The organism is Trabulsiella guamensis ATCC 49490, from assembly GCF_000734965.1.
Taxonomy (GTDB): Bacteria; Pseudomonadota; Gammaproteobacteria; order Enterobacterales; family Enterobacteriaceae; genus Trabulsiella; species Trabulsiella guamensis.
In genome coordinates, this window is sequence record NZ_JMTB01000156.1 from 1 (window position 1) to 1,438 (window position 1,438).

The window sequence follows — 1,438 nt, forward strand, 5'->3', positions numbered from 1 at the left end:
GGCAGCAACTTACGGGATACCTTCAACTGGTCAAAAACGCTGAGCTTTGCGGCATTGTATTTAATGCCCTTGATTTCAAATTCCATCGGTTAAAACTCCCCGAGCAGGCCATCAACTTTGCCGCAGTCGAACACCCATGCGACAGTACCGGCAACTTTTGGGTTATTCCAGTCAGGCTGTTTCTGGAATGCGCAGGATCGGGCTGTGAAGAAATCCCCCGATGCCTTGTTACGCACCACGATCACGTTATTTCCCCAGGTCGCAGAAGACAGACGCTGTGCGTTATACATCAGCGACAGTTTTTTGTTCACAGGGGAGGTTTTCAGCAGTGTGACCGTCAGCGTCCCGCTGTTACCGCCGTGCAGGCTGTGCATCACTTCGCCATCGGCACCGATTGTCATGGTGTTTTTGGCTTCGGTCATTGATACCGTAATGCCCTCTTCGGAGTTAGCGGATCCAGAACCAAGGTCTATAGCTCCGGTCGGGCCCGTCAGGGTGCCCGATACATCGAGAAAAGAATACGTAGACATTTTTTCTCCTTAACGCACTACGGTAATTGCGACGTCGCCGTAATGAACAGCGCCAGCCAGTTTTGCAGCAACCTGAATCGGCACACCTTTGCGCGCTTCGCGATCGGTCTGCAACTGGTTATCCACGGTATCTGCCCATGTGTAATAGCCTTTCGTCAGGGTATCGCCCGTATTGAGCTGTCCCATTGGGCCGCCACTCCAGACGCCCGGGGCAAACATGCCGTTTCGTTCTGCCACATCGAGCACCTTCTCAATGTTGGCGATACGGGTGGTTGTCCCTGCGTCGGTCTGCGGGATCTTCGTGGTGCTGGTATACAGCGTGTTGTAGTCGGCGGTCTGAACCGCGTTCTGCAACCAGTCGAGGCCGTGGCGCTCATCGAAGAAATCACCGTTACACATGACGCCCTGCTCAAGAATGGCTGTATCGTTTTCGTAGTACACGTATACGTTACAGTTTTTATCTTCGAGCGCGGTCGCCTGAGACGTGCCGAGGGTTTCGTAAGTAACACCAGGCAATTGCTTGAACTTCAGGGTGATGGTGGTGTTGCTGCCGTTGAAATTGACCGTAAAGGCACGGGCAAAAGAGGACAGCGCAGCGTAACGGCTGGTGGACGAATACTGGATATAGGTCCGGCTGTACTTCGCCGCTTTCAGTCTCGTTGCCAGATCCGTCGTATCTGTCACAACCATAACACGCACATCGTCAGTGGTGATCGCAAGGATGCGGGAAACCGTCGCTGATTCCACAGCTGCCGATACGGTGATCAGGTCAGTATCTGCCGGATAATCTGCCTCAGGCACAGCGAGGTGCAGCCCGTACCAGTTGTTGTAGTCCAGCAGCGCGTTCACTGCCTCCAGCAGGGTTTCAGTCTCTCCGGCTTCACCAGTGGCGAGTGTGTCCACCCAGC

The 1,438-nt window shown here is 54.2% G+C and carries 2 protein-coding genes and 1 pseudogene; all 3 read right to left on the reverse strand.

What is annotated here, in order from left to right:
* Positions 1-86, reverse strand: a pseudogene (locus GTGU_RS27120) (phage tail assembly chaperone); the annotation flags it as partial.
* Between the two features lie 3 nt (positions 87-89).
* Positions 90-530 (reverse strand): DUF3277 family protein, encoded by a 441-nt coding sequence (locus GTGU_RS23210; RefSeq protein WP_038163445.1) that lies wholly within the window; start codon positions 528-530, stop codon positions 90-92.
* Between the two features lie 9 nt (positions 531-539).
* Positions 540-1,438 (reverse strand): DUF3383 family protein (locus GTGU_RS23215; protein WP_038163448.1); only part of this gene is annotated, 899 nt, incomplete at its 5' end.

Coding starts and splice junctions, on each gene's coding strand:
- GTGU_RS23210 (WP_038163445.1), bottom strand. CDS start 530: ATGTCTACGTATTCTTTTCTCGATGTATCGGGCACCCTGACGGGCCCG.